This window comes from Leisingera aquaemixtae (assembly GCF_019801145.1).
Taxonomy (GTDB): domain Bacteria; phylum Pseudomonadota; class Alphaproteobacteria; order Rhodobacterales; family Rhodobacteraceae; genus Leisingera; species Leisingera aquaemixtae_A.
Window position 1 is genome coordinate 173765 of sequence record NZ_JAHVJQ010000003.1, and the last position, 16458, is coordinate 190222.

Sequence of the window (16458 nt, forward strand, 5' to 3'; positions counted from 1 at the left end):
ATGGCCCTTTCCCAGCGCACAGGGCAGCGGTTCCAGGCCTCGATCTGGCCCGGCTTCGTCGATGCGATGACCGGGCTTTTGCTGGTTCTGATGTTTGTGCTGACCATCTTCATGGTGGTGCAGTTTGTGCTGCGCGAAACCATCACCGGCCAGGAAAGCCAGCTGGATGAGCTCTCGGCTGAAGTCAGCGCGCTGGCCTCTGCCCTGGGGCTGGAGGAACGCGAGAACCGGCGCCTGAACGCCCGGATGGGGGCGCTGACCTCGACCCTCAACACGGCTGAACAGGATCTGGCGCAAGCCCGCAGCCTGATCTCCTCGCTGACCGCGGAACGCGACCGTCAGGCCGGCGAGCTGGAGGAAGCCGCCAGCCGCATTACCGGTTTCGAGGCCCAGGTGGCTGCCCTGATCGCCAGCCGCGACGCCGCCCAGGCGCGGGTCGCGGACCTGAGCGCTGAACGGGAAAACCTCGAAGCGGCCCGTGCCGCGCTGCTGAGCGAGCAGGAGGCTCTGAACCTGGCTTTGGCGCAGGCCCGCGGCGAGATCGACGCCCAGGCCGAGGCGGCCCGGCTGGCAGCAGCCGAGCGCGAAGCGATGGAGGCGCTGATCGACAGCCTTGAGACGGAAGAAGCCGCAAAGGCCGAAGAAATCGCCGGCCTGCAGGAGCAGCTGAGTGCCGAGGAAGCGGCCCGGATGGTGGAGGCCGCCGCCGCTGAAGCCCTGCGCGAAAGACTGCAGTCAGCAGATGCGGAGCTGACCGCCATGACACTGGCGCTGGAGGCGCAGAGGCAGCAGGCAGAGGACACCCTGACCCTGCTGGCGGCGGCAGAGGCGGCAAAGAAACAGCTGGACGCGCAGCTCTCGGTACTGGAAGCCGCCCGTGCAGGCTCAGACGCCGAGGCCGGGCGGCTGGCAGCTGAGCTGGCCGAGGCCAGGGCAGCTCTGGCCGCGGCGGAAACCCAGGCGGAGGATCTGGATGTCCTGCGCCAGCGGCTGCTGGCCGCCGTGGCTGCGCAAGAGACTGCTGAAGCCGGCGCCGCCGAGCAGCTCAGCCGGGCCGAGGAACGTGCCGCCCTGCTGGCGCAGGCGCGGGAGGCGCTCTCGCAGGAGCAGGCGGTGTCGGAGGAAGCCCGCCGCGAAACCGCGCTGCTCAATCAGCAGGTCGCAGCCCTGCGCGAGCAGCTTGGCGGCCTGCAGGCCATCCTGGACGACTACCAGGCCCGCGACGCGGCGCAGCAGGTGCAGTTGCAGAACCTCGGCCAGGACCTGAACGCAGCCCTGGCCCGCGCCGCCTCGGAAGAGCGCAAGCGGCGGATTCTGGAAGAACAGGAGCGCAAGAGGCTTGAGGCTGAGGCTGAGGCGCTCACTGCCAAGGCCCAGGACCTGGAGCGCTACCGCTCCGAATTCTTCGGGCGGCTGCGCGATTTGCTGGGCACGCAGGAGGGCGTGCGGATCCAGGGCGACCGCTTTGTCTTTGCCTCCGAGGTGCTGTTTACCCCGGGCAGCGCCACCCTGTCGCCGGAAGGCCGTGTGGAGATCGCCAAGGTGGTGTCGATCCTGCAAAGCGTGGTGGCGGCAATCCCGCCGGAGATCAACTGGATCATCCGGGTGGACGGGCATACCGACAACACGCCGTTGGGGGCGCACCCGAAATTTGCCGACAACTGGGAGCTCAGCCAGGGCCGGGCGCTGTCGGTGGTGCGCTACATGGTCGAGGCGCTGGGGGTGCCGCCCTCGCGGCTGGCGGCCAACGGTTTTGGGGAATACCAGCCGGTGAATCCGGCGGACACGCCTGAGGCGCGCGCCCAGAACCGGCGGATCGAGCTGAAGTTCACCGAGAAATGATCGGGGCAGCCGCCCTGTCAGGCCGCGCTTCAGCCTGAAACGGCCAGTCCGGCAGCCATCGCGGGGTGCAACCCGCTTCACTAATGGAGACAAGCTACTAGTTACACACGGGTTGCGGCCCCACCGGGCAGTAGGGCTAGCTTTAAACTATTGCAGATGCGGGTATAATCAAATCCGGCTGCCGGATTTCCGGCCGCGGCGCGGCTGGCCGCAGCGGGCGCGGCGGCTCCCGCCCGGCGCCAGGCCGCCCTGCCAGGGCGGCAGCGCCCGTTGGGCCGCGCAGCCGCGCAGCGGCTGCAGGGGCGTGGATCACTGGGTGTCCGGGGCCGCAGGCGCGGTGATTTCCATGCTGCGGACCAGGCGGCCGATCTCCTGCCCGTCCCTGAGCAGCCGGGCAATGCCGGTATAGCTGCCCGCGGGCCACTGGCCGCCGCGCAGGCGCCGCCCGGCGGCGCGGAAAAACTGCGCCTGGTTCTTGTTCAGCGCTTCGCTGTGGGAGACGAACTCGCCTCCGGGCCCGGTCACGGTCAGCTCCAGCGCGTCGCCGGCCTGGCCGCCAAAGGCATAGGCCCAGAACACGAAGGCAGGCGCGTCCGCGGCCAGCGGAGCCTCATCGGCGAGGCCGGACTTGACTGCGCCGTAGTCCGGCACGGCGGTGCTGAACCCCGCGCCCATCACCCCGCCGGGCTGGTAGGCCGGCAGATCCGCCCAGAGTGTCTCGCCCTCAGCCGTGCCGCAGGTCTCCAGCGCTTGCGGGGCAAAGGGGTCCACCACCGCGCCATCCTTGCGCACCGACAAATGCAGATGCGGGAATTGGGTCTTGCCCGAGAGGCCAACCTCGCCCAGCACATCGCCGGCTTTCACCTTCTGGCCGCTTTCCACCCGGACCGAGCCGCGCTTCATGTGGCAGTACTGGGTTTCCCAGCCGCCGCCGTGGCGCAGCACCACCCCGTTGCCGCACTCCTTGCCATCGATGCTGTCTGCATTTTCCGCTGTGGCATACTGGTCCGCCATCGTGTTCCGGGTGCCCCGCACAACCCCGTCCGCCGCCGCGCGCACCTGGACGCCGGCATGCATGTCCGACAGGAAGGGCAGGGCGAAATCGGTGCCCTTGTGGCCGTCATAACTGAGCGTGCCGCAGGTGAAATCGCGTGCGCCGGGGCCGGGATCGCGGTCGACAAACTGCTGGATATGGCAGGTCTCGCCCAGGGTGCAGTCCAGCGGGAACTGCAAACGGAAATCGCCCGCCGCGGCAGGCGCGGCGAGCGGTATCAGGGCCAGTAGCGCTGCGAGGCGCATCAGTCCGCTGTCAAGAGCGGCGGCTTGTCCCCGGAAATCCGCGGCTTGCCCGGGCCTTCCAGGCGCAGGTCCAGCTTGCCGTCTTTGATGCCGACCTTGACGACGCCGCCCTTGGTCAGCTTGCCGAACAGCAGCTCTTCTGCCAGCGGCTTCTTGATGTGCTCCTGGATGACACGGCCCAGCGGACGCGCGCCCATGCGGTCGTCATAGCCCTTGTCGGCCAGCCATTCGGCCGCCTTGCGGGTGAGCTCGATCGAGACGTTGCGGTCCATCAGCTGCGCTTCCAGCTGCAGGACGAACTTCTCGACCACCTGCAGGATCACCTCTTTGCCGAGCGGCGCGAAGGAGATCACCGCATCCAGGCGGTTGCGGAACTCCGGCGTGAAGGTGCGCTCGATGGCGGCAGTGTCCTCGCCCTCGCGGCGGTCGCGGCCAAAGCCGATGGCGGCCTTTGCCTGCTCCGAGGCGCCCGCGTTGGAGGTCATGATCAGGATCACGTTGCGGAAATTCACGGTGCGGCCGTTGTGGTCGGTCAGCTGGCCGTTGTCCATCACCTGCAGAAGGATGTTGTAGACGTCCGGGTGCGCCTTCTCGATCTCATCGAGCAGAAGCACGCAGTGCGGATGCTGGTCGACACCATCGGTCAACAGGCCGCCCTGGTCAAATCCGACATAGCCCGGAGGCGCGCCGATCAGGCGGGAAACCGCGTGTTTCTCCATGTATTCCGACATGTCGAAGCGCAGCAGTTCCACCCCCAGCTGGTCCGCCAGCTGCTTGGCCACTTCGGTCTTGCCGACGCCGGTGGGGCCTGCAAACAGGTAGTTGCCGATCGGCTTTTCCGGCTCGCGCAGGCCGGCACGGGCCAGCTTGATGGCGCTCGACAGGGCGGTGATGGCATCGTCCTGGCCGAAGACCACGCGCTTCAGCGAACGTTCCAGGTCCTTCAGCACCTCGGCATCGTCCTTGGAGACGTTCTTTGGCGGGATGCGGGCGATCTTCGCCACAACAGCCTCGATCTCCTTGACGCCGATGGTCTTGCGGCGCTTGCTCTCGATGATCAGATGCTGCGCGGCGCCGGCCTCGTCAATGACGTCGATCGCCTTGTCCGGCAGCTTGCGGTCGTTGATGTAGCGTGCCGACAGCTCCACCGCGGTCTTGATGGCGTCGCCGGTGAACTTGATGCCGTGATGCTCCTCGAAATAGGGCTTCAATCCCTTCAGGATCTCGATGGAATCCTCCACCGAGGGCTCGTTCACGTCGATCTTCTGGAACCGGCGGCTCAGCGCGCGGTCCTTCTCGAAATGCTGGCGGAACTCCTTGTAGGTGGTGGAGCCCATGGTGCGCAGCTTGCCGCCCTGCAGCGCAGGTTTCAGCAGGTTGGATGCATCCATTGCGCCGCCGGAGGTGGCGCCGGCACCGATCACGGTGTGGATCTCGTCGATGAACAGCACCGCGTCCGGGTGGTCCTCCAGTTCGGAGACCACGGCCTTCAGCCGCTCCTCGAAATCGCCGCGGTAGCGGGTGCCCGCCAGCAGCGCGCCCATGTCGAGCGAGTAGATGGTGGTTTCCGACAGGATTTCCGGGGTTTCGCCGGACACGATGCGGCGCGCCAGGCCTTCGGCGATGGCCGTCTTGCCGACACCGGGGTCGCCGACCAGCAGCGGGTTGTTCTTGCGGCGGCGGCACAGCACCTGGATGCAGCGCTCCACCTCGTGGTCGCGGCCGATCAGCGGGTCGATGTCGCCGTCGCGGGATTTGGCGTTCAGGTCGACGCAGTATTTGGCCAGCGCCGACTCCTTCTTCTCGCCCTCGGGCGCGGTGGTCAGGTTGTCCTCTTCCTGCTCGGTCGCGCCGGACACCGGGCGGGATTCCCCGTAGGCCGGGTCCTTGGCAACGCCGTGGGCGATGAAGTTCACCGCGTCATAGCGGGTCATCTCCTGGTCCTGCAGGAAATAGGCGGCGTCGCTCTCGCGCTCGGCAAAGATGGCGACCAGCACATTCGCCCCCGTTACCTCAGTGCGGCCAGAGCTTTGGACGTGGATCGCGGCGCGCTGGATGACGCGCTGGAAGGCGGCGGTCGGCACCGCCTCCGATCCGTCGATGTCGGTCACAAGGTTGGCAAGATCCTCATCCACGAATTCCACCAGGGAGGATCGCAATTCGGTCAGGTCGACGCTGCAGGCACGCATCACGCGGGCCGCGTCGGGCTCGTCGATCAGGGCCAGAAGCAGGTGTTCCAGGGTTGCGAATTCATGACGGCGTTCATTCGCCAGCGCCAGCGCTGCGTGAATGGCCTGTTCCAGGGTGCTCGAGAATGAAGGCACGGGCGTGCTCCTCTGATCTTGGGTTGGCCGGTGGGGCGGTATTAACCAACCCCTCAGTTCAACCATGTGCTTATAAGGTTAGAGTTTGGTTGATAGCGCGCCGGCTTCAAGGTCTTTTCTTCATTTTGGGGTCACAATTATTTTTCCCCTGTTGCACCCCGCTGCGCTTGAATTGCTCAGAAATTGTCCTTCCGCTTGCGGATTTCGGCAAAAACCTCTGCATTTTCAGCACCTTCCATGCCAAGGTGCGCCCGGATGGCCGCGTCGCCCGCGCGCAGGAACGGGTTGGTGTCAAGTTCCAGCTGCAGGGACGACGGCACCGTCGGGATGCCGCTGTCCCGGGCCGATGCGATATCGGATATCCGCGCCTGCAACGCGGGGTTGCCGGCGTCTACCGTCACCGCAAAAGCACCGTTAGCCTGGGTGTATTCATGTCCAGAATAAACCATAGTTTGCGGCGGCAGCGCGGCAAGTTGCGACAGGCTGGCCCACATTTGCTGCGGCGTGCCCTCAAACAGCCGCCCGCAACCCAGCGCCATCAGGCTGTCGGCGGTAAAAACCGCCTCTGCGCCGGGCAGGTAATAGGCGATATGGCCGACCGTGTGGCCCGAAACATCCGTCACCTGCACCTCTTCGCCCATGAGGGTGAAGGCGCCGCCGTCCTCCACCGCCATGTCCAGCGGCGGCAGCCGGTGCGCATCCGCCTTGGCGCCGATCACCTTGGCGCCATAGGCCGCCTGCAGTTCGGCCACCCCATCCACATGGTCCCAGTGGTGGTGGGTCAGCAGGATCCAGTCCAGCCCCCAGCCGCGTTCCGACAGCGCCGCCTTGATGGCGCCGGCTTCGGGCGCATCCACCAGCGCGGTTTCCCCGGACGCCGGATTATGGATCAAAAAGGCATAGTTATCCGACAGGCAGGGCAGGGTGATGATCTCGACAGGCATGGTCATTCGCCTTTACATTGCTAAACTGCGCCCAGATTGGCCGAAGCAGCAGGCGCCCGCAATGCATCTTGATGTTCAGGATCTCAGGAACTTCTACTACCGCAGCACCCTGGGGCGCGCGGCGCAGGCCTCGATCCGCGGCCGCCTGCTGGAGCTGTGGCCGGAGGCCGCCGGGCTGACGGTGGCGGGCTTCGGCTTTGCCGCGCCGCTCCTGCGCCCCTACCTGCCGGAGGCGCGCCGGGTGATGGCGCTGATGCCCGGGCCGCAGGGGGTGATGCAATGGCCCGCGGGGATGCCCAACGTCTCAGTCCTGTGCGAGGAGACCAGCTGGCCAATCGACACCGGGCGGGCCGACCGGCTGGTGGTGATGCACGGGCTGGAGACCTCGGAGCGGCCCAGCAGGCTGCTGGAGGAATGCTGGCGGGCGCTGGGGCCGGGGGGGCGGGCGATTTTCATCGTGCCGAACCGGGCCGGCCTCTGGGCGCGCTCGGACCTGACGCCGTTCGGCTATGGCCGCCCCTACACGCTGCGCCAGCTGGAGGGCCAGCTGCGCGAGCACCAGTTCGCCATCGAGCAGCACACCGCCGCGCTTTACCGGCTGCCCAGCCACAAGCGGTTCTGGCTGAAATCCGGCGCCATGCTGGAAAAGATGGGCCGCAAGCTGCCCGCGATGCTGGCCGGCGGGGTGTTCATGGTCGAGGTCAGCAAGCAGACCTATCCGCAGAAGGGCCACATGATCCGCACCAAGACGCCCAGCCGCATCCGGGTGCTGGAAGGCCTGTCCAACCCGATGCCGGAACCGGCCTGACGCGGGGCCGCGCAAAGGCGGCGGATTTCGATTCCCGAAAATGACCGGAACTGCCCGTTCGGGTGGTTTTACACCCGAGTGTGACGTTTTTTGGCGCAAATGCCGCTTTCCGGAATCGCAAAATCCTGCAGTTCACCCGCACTTTTTTATTTATCGACTGTGGTCAAAGGGCCGCACTTGGGGCAAGTCATTGAAAACGCAGGAAACATGCTTTCTTCTGTTACCGTTATAGGCAGTTGATAGGTCGCATCCGCTCTGCTAGACCCACGCTGATTTCAACGCCCCGCTGCCAATGGGGGATGACTCACGCCCCCGGACGCCGCCTGAGGCCAGGTATGCCAACCGGGGCCAAAAACATATCGGAAGGGTGGACGTGTCCGAACCAGCTTCGATTTCTGCAGGCATTGCTGCGCGCTATGCCACGGCGGTGTTCGACATCGCGGAAGAGAACAAGGCGCTCGACAGCCTTGAAACCAGCATCAATGACCTGGCAGCCGCCCTGGCTGACAGCGACGATCTCAACAGCCTGATCCAGTCGCCGCTGGTGTCGCGCGAAGAGCAAGGCGCCGCAATCACCGCGGTGGCAGACAAGATGGGCCTGGACCCCGTTCTGCGCAACACCCTGGCTCTGATGGCCGACAAGCGCCGCCTGTTCGTGGTGCCCGCGCTGATCAGCGCGCTGCGCGACCGCCTGGCCGAAGCCCGCGGCGAGGTCACCGCAGAGGTGGTGTCCGCCAAGGCGCTGACCAAGACCCAGAGCGAAAAGCTGGCCAAGACCCTGGCCGAGCGCGTGGGCAAGAAAGTTACCATCAATGCTTCCGTCGATGCCTCCATCATCGGCGGTCTTGTCGTTAAAGTGGGCTCGAAGATGATCGACAGCTCGATCCGCTCCAAGCTCAACTCCCTACAGAATGCAATGAAAGAGGTCGGATAAATGGGTATCCAAGCAGCAGAGATTTCTGCGATCCTGAAAGACCAGATCAAGAATTTTGGTCAAGAAGCCGAGGTGGCAGAAATCGGCCGCGTGCTGTCCGTTGGTGACGGTATTGCCCGCGTTTACGGCCTCGACAACGTTCAGGCCGGTGAAATGGTCGAATTCCCGGGCGGCATCATGGGCATGGCGCTGAACCTGGAAGCCGACAACGTCGGTATCGTGATCTTCGGCTCCGACCGCGACATTAAAGAAGGCGACACCGTCAAGCGCACCAACTCGATCGTGGACGTTCCGGCCGGCCCCGAGCTGCTGGGCCGCGTTGTCGACGGTCTGGGCAACCCGCTGGACGGCAAGGGCCCGATCAACGCATCCGAGCGCAAGGTGGCTGACGTCAAGGCGCCGGGCATCATCCCGCGTAAATCGGTGCACGAGCCGATGGCAACCGGCCTCAAGTCGGTCGACGCGATGATCCCGATCGGCCGCGGCCAGCGCGAGCTGATCATCGGCGACCGTCAGACCGGCAAGACCGCCGTGGCTCTGGACACCATCCTGAACCAGAAAGTCTACAACGACGCCGCCGGCGACGACGAGTCCAAGAAACTGTACTGCGTCTACGTCGCAGTCGGCCAGAAGCGCTCCACCGTGGCGCAGCTGGTGAAGAAGCTGGAAGAAACCGGCGCGATGGAATACTCCATCGTCGTGGCCGCAACCGCGTCCGACCCGGCGCCGCTGCAGTTCTTGGCCCCCTATGCCGCAACCGCGATGGCCGAATACTTCCGCGACAACGGCAAGCACGCGCTGATCATCTATGATGACCTCTCCAAGCAGGCCGTGGCCTACCGCCAGATGTCCCTGCTGCTGCGCCGTCCGCCGGGACGTGAAGCCTACCCGGGCGACGTTTTCTACCTGCACTCCCGCCTGCTGGAGCGTTCGGCAAAGCTGAACGAAGACTTCGGCGCCGGCTCGCTGACCGCTCTGCCGGTCATCGAAACCCAGGGCGGCGACGTGTCCGCATTTATTCCGACCAACGTGATCTCGATCACCGACGGCCAGATCTTCCTGGAAACCGAACTGTTCTACCAGGGCATCCGCCCCGCCGTGAACACCGGTCTGTCGGTTTCGCGTGTGGGCTCCTCGGCCCAGACCAACGCGATGAAGACCGTTGCAGGCCCGGTTAAGCTGTCGCTGGCCCAGTACCGCGAGATGGCGGCCTTCGCCCAGTTCGGCTCCGACCTCGACGCCGCCACCCAGCAGCTGCTGAACCGCGGTGCGCGCCTGACCGAGCTGATGAAGCAGCCGCAGTACTCGCCGCTGACCAACGCTGAAATCGTCTGCGTCATCTTCGCCGGCACCAACGGCTACCTCGACAAGATCGCGCTCAAGGACGTCGGCCGCTGGGAAGCGGGCCTGCTGTCGCACATGCGCGGCAAAGGCAAAGAGACCCTGGACTGGATCACCAACGAAGATCCCAAGATCAAGGGCGACGCCGCTGACAAACTCAAGGCTGCGATCGACGAATACGCCGCCACCTTCGCATAAGGAGAGAGTCGGGACATGCCTTCTCTCAAGGACCTTAAAACCAGGATCGAGTCGGTCAAATCGACCCGCAAGATCACCAAAGCCATGCAAATGGTGGCCGCGGCGAAACTTCGCCGCGCCCAGGAAGCTGCCGAGGACTCCCGTCCCTACGCCAAGCGGTTCAACGCCGTGATGGCGGGGCTGGCGGCCTCGGTCGGCGGCAGCGAGTCGGCTCCCAAGCTGCTTCGCGGCACCGGCAGCGACCAGACCCACCTGCTCGTCGTGATGACCGCAGAGCGCGGCCTGTGCGGCGGCTTCAACTCGAACATTGCCAAGCTCGCCCGCCACAAGGCGGCCGAGCTGAAGGCCGCGGGCAAGACGGTCAAGGTTCTGACCGTCGGCAAGAAGGGCCGCGACGCCCTGAAGCGCGACCTCGGCAGTGATTTCGTCGGCCATGTGGACCTCAGCGAGTTCAAGCGGATCGGCTATGCCAATGCGCAGGAGATCGCCAAGGACATCCTGACCCGGTTCGATGCTGGTGAATTCGACGTCGCCACGATCTTCTACTCGGAGTTCGTCAACGTCGTGACCCAGATCCCGACCGCGCAGCAGATCATCCCGGCTTCCTTCGAAGCCGAGGAAGGTGAAAGCTCTGGCGCCGTCTACGACTACGAACCGGGCGAAGAGCAGATCCTGGCGGACCTGCTGCCGCGCGGCGTGGCGACCCAGATCTTCTCTGGCCTGCTGGAAAACGGCGCATCCGAGCAGGGTGCCCGGATGAGCGCAATGGACAACGCGACCCGCAACGCGGGCGAGATGATCGACAAGCTGACCATCGAGTTCAACCGCTCCCGCCAGGCCGTGATCACCAACGAGCTGATTGAAATCATTTCGGGCGCTGAGGCGCTCTAAGAGACAACCGGAGACCAACAAATGGCACAAGCAAAAGGCAAGGTGACCCAGATCATCGGCGCCGTTGTGGACGTCCAGTTCGACGACCACCTGCCCGCAATTCTGAACGCGCTGCACACCGAGAACGAGGGCAAGACCCTGGTTCTGGAAGTGGCCCAGCACCTCGGCGAAAACACCGTCCGCACCATCGCAATGGACGCAACCGAGGGCCTGGTCCGCGGTCAGGCCGTGTCCGACACCGGCGCGCCGATCTCGATCCCGGTCGGCAACGCCACCCTGGGCCGCATCCTGAACGTCGTGGGTGAGCCGGTGGACGAAAAGGGCCCGGTGAACGCAACCGAGACCCGCGCCATCCACCAGCCCGCACCCGAGTTCAGCGAACAGTCGACCGAGTCGGAAGTTCTGGTGACCGGCATCAAGGTTATCGACCTGCTGGCGCCGTACTCCAAGGGCGGCAAGATCGGCCTGTTCGGCGGCGCCGGCGTGGGCAAGACCGTTCTGATCATGGAACTGATCAACAACATCGCAAAGGTGCACTCGGGCTTCTCCGTGTTCGCCGGTGTTGGCGAGCGGACCCGTGAAGGCAACGACCTGTACTGGGAAATGATCGAATCCAACGTGATCAAGCCGGACAACCTGGAAGAATCCCAGGTGGCGCTGGTTTACGGTCAGATGAACGAACCTCCGGGGGCCCGTGCCCGCGTTGCGCTGACCGGCCTGACCCTGGCCGAACAGTTCCGCGACCAGTCCGGCACCGACGTTCTGTTCTTCGTGGACAACATCTTCCGCTTCACCCAGGCCGGTTCCGAGGTGTCCGCTCTGCTCGGCCGTATTCCGTCGGCTGTGGGCTACCAGCCGACCCTGGCCACCGACATGGGCGCGATGCAGGAACGCATCACCTCCACCAAGAACGGCTCGATCACCTCGATCCAGGCCGTCTACGTTCCCGCGGATGACCTTACCGACCCGGCACCGGCAACCACCTTTGCCCACCTGGACGCGACCACCGTTCTCAACCGCGCGATCTCCGAGCTCGGCATCTACCCCGCTGTGGACCCGCTCGACTCCTCGTCGCGCCTGATGGACCCGCAGATCGTTGGCGAAGAGCACTACGCAGTGGCTTCCGACGTTCAGCAGATCCTCCAGCGCTACAAGTCGCTGCAGGACATCATCGCGATCCTCGGCATGGACGAACTGTCGGAAGAGGACAAGCTGACCGTTGCGCGTGCGCGTAAGATCCAGCGTTTCCTGTCCCAGCCGTTCGACGTTGCGAAGGTCTTCACCGGCTCCGACGGTGTCCAGGTTCCGCTGGAAGACACCATCGCGTCGTTCAAGGCTGTTGTGGCCGGCGAATACGACCACCTGCCCGAAGGCGCCTTCTACATGGTTGGCGGCATCGACGAAGTGATCGCCAAAGCCGAGAAGATGGCTGCGGAAGCCGCCTAAGAACGGATTTTCCCCCGCGCCCTCGCGGTGCGGGGGGACCCTGAAAGGAGGCCCCAATGGCACAAACGATGCAATTCGACCTCGTGAGCCCCGAGCGCGCCCTGGCGTCGCTTCAGGCCAGCGCGGTTCAGATCCCCGGGTCCGAGGGTGACATGACGGCGATGCCTCAGCACGCGCCGACCATCACCACCCTGCGCCCCGGCGTGCTGAAGGTCGAAAGCCCCGAAGGCAACTCGGAGTATCTGGTGACCGGCGGTTTTGCCGAAATCGCAGGCGACAGCCTGTCGGTTCTGGCCGAGCGCGCGATCCCGATGGCCGAGATGACCCGCGATCAGATGAACACCCTGATCGAGGAAGCCCGCGAGATGTACAAGACCGCGAAAGAGGAAGACCAGCCGCACGGCCTGGTCGAGGACGCAGCCAAGCTGCTCGCCGACATGGAAGCCCTGGGCACCCATATGTCCCTCTGATCCAAACGCGGATTGGACGAATTTGAGACCGGCTCCCGTTGGGGGCCGGTTTTTTTGTTGGGAGCAGGCGGGGCGCGAAGGAGGGCAGGGGCGCTGGTTGACCTGTGCAGGGGGCCTTGTTCAATTCCTTGTTATTAGAGCTGAGAACCTGGGGCAATTAGCGTGAGAAGGCCGTCGTTAACGACAGCAGGTGCTGAATGGATCAACTTCGCTCCCTCTCACTCGCTTAGGTGCTCTTCCAGAAAGCCGATGATCCGGTCGCTCAAGGCACTTCGCGTGCCGTCGTCGGCCAGCGATACTGCGCCATGCGGGTAAAAGTGGGCAAAACCCGGAACCCAGGCCAACTGGTAATCAACGCCCGCGTCTTGCATAAGGTTTATGATGCCCGGCAACTGCCCCAGCTGCGTATGCTCATCAAACTGTGAGTACACCAGCAGCGCAGGCGGCAGGTTGCCAAACTGAGCAACGGCATCATGCTCAAACAGAACGTCCGTTCCGGAAAGCGGAAACACTGCCGCCAATGGTGTCTGCAAACCGAAGGCGACATTCATGGTGATCCCGCCGCCGGCTGAATGACCGCCCATCGCAATCCGAGAAGGCTCAACTCCAAACCGATCAGCGTTCTTTACCACAAAGTCGAACGCCATCCGCACGTCTTCAGCGGCAGAAACACCGGCATCCCACAAAAACTGCCGGCCCTCTGGTGTATCTGGAAGAGGTGGCAGGCCCATGGCACCGCGCGCGCGAACTGTTGCTTCGAACACCTCAGGCGTGACGTAGGTGTCAATGTCCTCAAGGAGATTTGCTTCTCCAGGCAATAAAGTCGGTACAGGGTTTTCGGGCGCTAAACGGTACTCCACAACAAATACGACGTACCCCAGAGGAGCCAGCAGGCGTGCATAGTCTTCGGGACGGGAATGGACCGCTGCCTCCAACCGGAAGGGGGCCTGCCTGCGTCCGCCGCGATGGTGCGCACCTCCGTGGACATAGATGACCGCTGGACGGGCTGTGCTCGGCTTGTACGCATCGCTTGAGAAATCCGCGTTCTCCTCATTCGGATAGTAAACGTCCATCCTTAGATCGCGTTCGACTTCTACACCGTCAGGCGCGATGACCGCCCGGCCGTAAACGACATCAAGTTCAGCGCGGTATCCAAGCGACGTTTCAGCAGATGCAGCACCTACCGATATTATGAGAAAGCCCAAGGTCGACAACAAAGCCAAAGTTATCCGACGCGTGCATTTTCCGATTTCCATAACGATACCCTTTGACAATGCCGGTTAAATAACAATTCGACTATGGCATGGGGCGTTGTGCGCGCAAAGCGTCGTTTGGCCAAATTCTGTTGCAGAAACCAATGGCTCCATTGGGCTCAATCCCGGCATTGGGCTGAGAAGACCCTGCTGAACTGAGGGGCATCCAGCCTTCCCTCACCAGAACCGTCTCCGGAACTTGCAGCGCCAATTTCTCCGCCCTTAACCCAATTCTCACCAAACATACCGGAAACCGCCCTGCAGGACGATTCCCCAGCCTGCAGGGTTCCCCGTGACCGATTGGACCTCCGGCTGTGCCACCGGGATCGGCTTCAAATTCGGCTTCCACTGCCAGCCAATCCCGGCCTTGCCCGGCTTTAAAGCCTGCGCTCAATTCCGCGCATCAGCGTGAACGTCCGCCGCCAGAGCTTTTCATACTCCGGCACCGACCGGGTCCGGTAGAACTCACTGGCCTGTTCGAAATTCCCCGCTTCCAGCAGCCTTGATATTTCCAGCCCGGTTGCAATCGCGGCCTCGAATAGGGTTATGATTTCGGCCAGTTCCGGCGCCGTTTGCTTATCCGTGCGGCCTCTGCGCAGCTGTGCCTTTATCCGGTTGAGATTGAGGGGGATGACCTGTTCGGACACGCCGGAGAACACGTCGATCTCAGAGCCGTCTTCATTGGCCGGGCGCGCCCAACCACCGAGATGCGCAACAAGAGCCTTTGTCTGCAGGTGGTAGAGGTGGCGGGAATCATGCTCGACCGCAACGATGGTTTCATAGGCTGTGATCAGTTGCGCGGCAGGCGGGGCGTCTGAACCGTCCTGACCGGCAGCGCTCACTGGTACGGCCATGGCCATCACGGCTGCGAAGACCAGAAGTGCATTCCTCATCAATCCCTCCCCAAAAGCACCGGCTGAGTGTAGCATAGGGCACTCCGCCTGTCCGCACCGTGCCCGGCACCGCATGAATCACCCGGGCCTTAACCCTATTCTCATCAAATTTTCCGAAATTCCCCTGCATGACCTTTACCTAACCTGCAGGATTCCCCGTGACCGACTGGACCTCCGGCTATGTCGCCGGCATCGACTACACCTTCGACTTTCACCGCCAGCTGACCCCGGCCTTGCTGGGCTTTACTGCTACCGCGCAGGGTCTCCGGCACGGGCTGGACGGGGAAAACCTCACCTATTGCGAGCTGGGCTGCGGCCAGGGGTTCTCGGCCAATCTGCTGGCAGCTGCCAACCCGCATATCGAGTTTCACGCCATGGACTTCAGCCCATCGCATATCGCCGGCGCCCGCGATCTGGCGCAGGAGGCAGCGCTGGAGAACGTGCATTTCCACGAGCGCAGTTTCGAGGATTTCGGCGAAACCCCGGACCTGCCTGCGGCCTTCGACATCATCGCGCTGCACGGCGTCTACAGCTGGGTTTCGCAGGAAAACCGCCAGCACATCCTGCGCTTCATCGCTGACCGTCTGAAACCGGGCGGCCTGGTCTATGTCAGCTGCAACACCCAGCCCGGCTGGGCCGCGGCCCTGCCGCTGCGCCGGATCCTCGCCGCGCGGGCAGAGCAGGGCAGCGGCCCGCTGCCGGAACGGATCGGCGCGGCGCTGGAGTTCGCCCGCCAGCTGGCCGGGGCCGGCGCCGGCTATTTCGGCCGCAACCCGCTCGCTGCAGACCGGCTGGAGCATATGAAATCGATGCCCCCGAACTATCTGGCGCATGAGTATTTCAACAAGGACTGGACGCCCTTCTTCTTCGAGGACCTGGCCGCCGAGCTGGCCGGCGCCAAGCTGAGCTTCGCCGCCTCGGCAAGCCTGCTCGACAACCTCGACGAGGTGCGGTTCACTGCCGCACAGCGCGCCCTCTTGGACAGCGAAAGCGATCCGGTCCGCCGCGAGGGCCTGCGCGACGTGCTGCTGAACGAGCACTTCCGCACCGACATTTTCGTCAAGGGCCGGCTCGCCCATACGCCGCGCGGCGAAATCGGCGCCTGGTTTGCCACCCCCCTGGCCCTGGCCCGGCCCTATGGCGGCGGCGCGCTCCGCTTCCACCACCGCGGGCAGGAGGTGCCGCTGGAGCAGGCACAGTACGCGCCGGTGCTGCAGGCGCTCGCCAACGGGCCGGCCACGGTGCGCAGCCTGCTGGACCAGGGCGTGTTCGGCACCCTGGCGTGGGGCGGCATCACCCGGATGCTGACGGTGCTGGCCGGCAGCGGCTGCATCACTCCTTGCCTGCCGCAAGAGGGGCTGGAGCGCCGCGCCGCCGCCTGCCGCGCCTTCAACCTGGCGGTCTGCAAACGCGCCGAGGAGGGCGATGCCCTGCGCTTTCTTGCTTCGCCCGTCACCGGTGGCGGGGTGGAGCTCGACCGCTTCGAGCAGCTGTTCCTGCTGGCCCGCAGCGAGGGGCTGGAAACGCCCGCGGAGTGGGCGGATCTGGTCTGGCGCATCCTGGCGCCGCAGGGCCAGCGCCTGCAGCACGAGGGGCGGGTGCTGGAAAGCGAGGAGGAGAACCTCGCGCTTCTGCGCGCCCGGGCCGGCAATTTCGCCGCCCGCCGCCTGCCGCTCTGCGATAGCCTGGGCCTGGCGCTGGAGGACAGCCGGCAGGCGCCTGGACTGGAAAACGCGCAGCACGCCGCGGCCTGAGCAGGGCAGATGAAGGGGGCGGGCGGGGGCCGGGAAAAACCTGCACCATCCGCTCCTCATT

13 protein-coding genes are annotated in these 16458 nt (G+C 64.5%); 8 read left to right on the forward strand and 5 right to left on the reverse strand.

Annotated features, from left to right (window positions below):
• A complete protein-coding gene (locus tag KUW17_RS08210) occupies positions 1 to 1842 on the forward strand; it encodes a peptidoglycan -binding protein (RefSeq protein ID WP_222477884.1) in 1842 nt (613 codons plus the stop codon).
• A 309-nt stretch (positions 1843 to 2151) separates the two neighbouring features.
• Here the strand turns inward: KUW17_RS08210 and KUW17_RS08215 are convergent, their stop codons facing one another.
• The 3 genes from KUW17_RS08215 to gloB form a co-directional block, all read right to left on the reverse strand.
• Positions 2152 to 3141, reverse strand: a complete 990-nt coding sequence (locus KUW17_RS08215; RefSeq protein WP_222477886.1) for a M23 family metallopeptidase — start codon at positions 3139 to 3141, stop codon at positions 2152 to 2154.
• The gene (gene clpA, locus KUW17_RS08220; protein WP_222477888.1) at positions 3141 to 5465 is read right to left on the reverse strand and encodes an ATP-dependent Clp protease ATP-binding subunit ClpA; all 2325 of its coding nucleotides are present in this window, start codon (positions 5463 to 5465) and stop codon (positions 3141 to 3143) included. Before clpA ends, KUW17_RS08215 begins: the two co-directional genes overlap by 1 nt.
• Positions 5466 to 5641: 176 nt before the next feature.
• Positions 5642 to 6415, reverse strand: a complete 774-nt coding sequence (gene gloB, locus KUW17_RS08225; RefSeq protein ID WP_222477890.1) for a hydroxyacylglutathione hydrolase — start codon at positions 6413 to 6415, stop codon at positions 5642 to 5644.
• A 55-nt stretch (positions 6416 to 6470) separates the two neighbouring features.
• On the opposite strand from gloB, the gene KUW17_RS08230 reads away from it, so the two are divergent.
• From KUW17_RS08230 to KUW17_RS08255, 6 genes are all read left to right on the forward strand, one after another.
• Positions 6471 to 7217: a methyltransferase domain-containing protein gene (locus KUW17_RS08230; RefSeq protein WP_222477892.1), complete on the forward strand. Its 747-nt coding sequence runs from the start codon at positions 6471 to 6473 to the stop codon at positions 7215 to 7217.
• A gap of 373 nt (positions 7218 to 7590) precedes the next feature.
• Positions 7591 to 8151, forward strand: coding sequence for a F0F1 ATP synthase subunit delta (locus KUW17_RS08235; protein WP_222477895.1), 561 nt, complete (start codon positions 7591 to 7593; stop codon positions 8149 to 8151).
• Entirely contained in the window at positions 8152 to 9690 is a 1539-nt protein-coding gene (atpA, locus tag KUW17_RS08240) for a F0F1 ATP synthase subunit alpha (protein WP_222477897.1), read from the forward strand.
• A 15-nt stretch (positions 9691 to 9705) separates the two neighbouring features.
• Positions 9706 to 10581: a F0F1 ATP synthase subunit gamma gene (locus KUW17_RS08245; RefSeq protein WP_222477899.1), complete on the forward strand. Its 876-nt coding sequence runs from the start codon at positions 9706 to 9708 to the stop codon at positions 10579 to 10581.
• A gap of 21 nt (positions 10582 to 10602) precedes the next feature.
• Entirely contained in the window at positions 10603 to 12027 is a 1425-nt protein-coding gene (gene atpD, locus KUW17_RS08250) for a F0F1 ATP synthase subunit beta (protein WP_222477900.1), read from the forward strand.
• Positions 12028 to 12083: 56 nt separating this feature from the next.
• Entirely contained in the window at positions 12084 to 12497 is a 414-nt protein-coding gene (locus KUW17_RS08255) for a F0F1 ATP synthase subunit epsilon (RefSeq protein ID WP_222477902.1), read from the forward strand.
• A gap of 218 nt (positions 12498 to 12715) precedes the next feature.
• Here the strand turns inward: KUW17_RS08255 and KUW17_RS08260 are convergent, their stop codons facing one another.
• The gene (locus tag KUW17_RS08260; RefSeq protein ID WP_222477904.1) at positions 12716 to 13753 is read right to left on the reverse strand and encodes an alpha/beta hydrolase; all 1038 of its coding nucleotides are present in this window, start codon (positions 13751 to 13753) and stop codon (positions 12716 to 12718) included.
• Positions 13754 to 14127: 374 nt separating this feature from the next.
• Positions 14128 to 14643 carry a hypothetical protein gene (locus KUW17_RS08265; protein WP_222477906.1) on the reverse strand — a complete coding sequence of 172 codons (516 nt, stop codon included), beginning with the start codon at positions 14641 to 14643 and terminating at the stop codon, positions 14128 to 14130.
• A gap of 158 nt (positions 14644 to 14801) precedes the next feature.
• Here KUW17_RS08265 and KUW17_RS08270 point away from each other — a divergent pair, with 158 nt between their 5' ends.
• Positions 14802 to 16397: a class I SAM-dependent methyltransferase gene (locus KUW17_RS08270; RefSeq protein ID WP_222477908.1), complete on the forward strand. Its 1596-nt coding sequence runs from the start codon at positions 14802 to 14804 to the stop codon at positions 16395 to 16397.
• Positions 16398 to 16458: the final 61 nt, after the last annotated feature.

Coding starts and splice junctions, on each gene's coding strand:
- KUW17_RS08210 (WP_222477884.1), top strand. CDS start 1: ATGGCCCTTTCCCAGCGCACAGGGCAGCGGTTCCAGGCCTCGATCTGG.
- KUW17_RS08215 (WP_222477886.1), bottom strand. CDS start 3,141: ATGCGCCTCGCAGCGCTACTGGCCCTGATACCGCTCGCCGCGCCTGCC.
- gloB (WP_222477890.1), bottom strand. CDS start 6,415: ATGACCATGCCTGTCGAGATCATCACCCTGCCCTGCCTGTCGGATAAC.
- KUW17_RS08230 (WP_222477892.1), top strand. CDS start 6,471: ATGCATCTTGATGTTCAGGATCTCAGGAACTTCTACTACCGCAGCACC.
- atpA (WP_222477897.1), top strand. CDS start 8,152: ATGGGTATCCAAGCAGCAGAGATTTCTGCGATCCTGAAAGACCAGATC.
- KUW17_RS08245 (WP_222477899.1), top strand. CDS start 9,706: ATGCCTTCTCTCAAGGACCTTAAAACCAGGATCGAGTCGGTCAAATCG.
- atpD (WP_222477900.1), top strand. CDS start 10,603: ATGGCACAAGCAAAAGGCAAGGTGACCCAGATCATCGGCGCCGTTGTG.
- KUW17_RS08255 (WP_222477902.1), top strand. CDS start 12,084: ATGGCACAAACGATGCAATTCGACCTCGTGAGCCCCGAGCGCGCCCTG.
- KUW17_RS08260 (WP_222477904.1), bottom strand. CDS start 13,753: ATGGAAATCGGAAAATGCACGCGTCGGATAACTTTGGCTTTGTTGTCG.
- KUW17_RS08265 (WP_222477906.1), bottom strand. CDS start 14,643: ATGAGGAATGCACTTCTGGTCTTCGCAGCCGTGATGGCCATGGCCGTA.